The following is an 885-nucleotide window of genomic DNA, read 5'->3' on the forward strand; positions in this document are numbered from 1 at the left end:
CAAACAATATCTCCGATAAGTATCAAAGCTCTGATATAGAGTTAAATGATTATAGTAAAGGTTCGGAGTCTTACACAAAAACTAGAGCTCTTGCTAAAGAGAAAATTCAAACTTTACTATCTAAATATGGTGCTGTAAGCGCTCAATATGCTCTAATTGATAATGGTAAAATTGAGATTTCTGGAAATGGTGGAGTATACAGCAAACAAGATAATAAAAATTTAACTAAGGATAATATGTATAATATTGCCTCTATCAGTAAAGTATTTACTACTACAGCTGTTATGAAGTTGGTTGAACAGGGAAAAGTAAATTTAGATACTCCTGTTGTAAAATATATACCTGAATTTAAAATGGCTGATGATAGATATAAAGAAATCACTCCAAGAATGTTATTAAATCATTCATCAGGGTTAATGGGAGGAAGTTTAAAAAATGCCCTTTTATTGGGAGACAACGATTCTTATAGTCATGATAATTTCTTAGAAGAATTAAAGAAACAAAGATTAAAAGCTAAGCCAGGAGCTTTTTCCGTTTATTGTAATGATGGATTTACTTTAGCTGAAATTTTAGTAGAGAAAGTATCTGGTATGTCATTTACTAATTTTCTTGATAAGTACATAAATAATCCACTTAACTTACAAAACACAAAAACTCCAGAAAATAGCTTTGATAGTTCAAGACTTGCAAAAGCCTATGTACCTTATTGGGAAGATGCAGTTCCACAAGATAACTTTAATACTATAGGTATGGGTGGCTTATATTCAAGTGCAGAAAATCTATGTACATTTGCACAAACATTTATGAAAAAATCAAATGGAATTCTTTCTCCTGCTTCAGTAAAAGCTATGGAAAATAAAGAATATTTAAATGGTCTATGGCCTG

The 885-nt window shown here is 30.4% G+C and carries 1 protein-coding gene; it reads left to right on the plus strand.

Translation table 11 applies throughout. The features are described 5' to 3' along the window. Nucleotides 1-8: 8 nt before the first annotated feature. On the plus strand, nucleotides 9-885 hold an 877-nt coding region (locus IC214_RS12575), incomplete at its 3' end, for a serine hydrolase domain-containing protein (protein WP_227866709.1).

The sequence above is a fragment of the Clostridioides sp. ES-S-0190-01 genome, assembly GCF_020658275.1.
Lineage (GTDB): Bacteria > Bacillota > Clostridia > Peptostreptococcales > Peptostreptococcaceae > Clostridioides.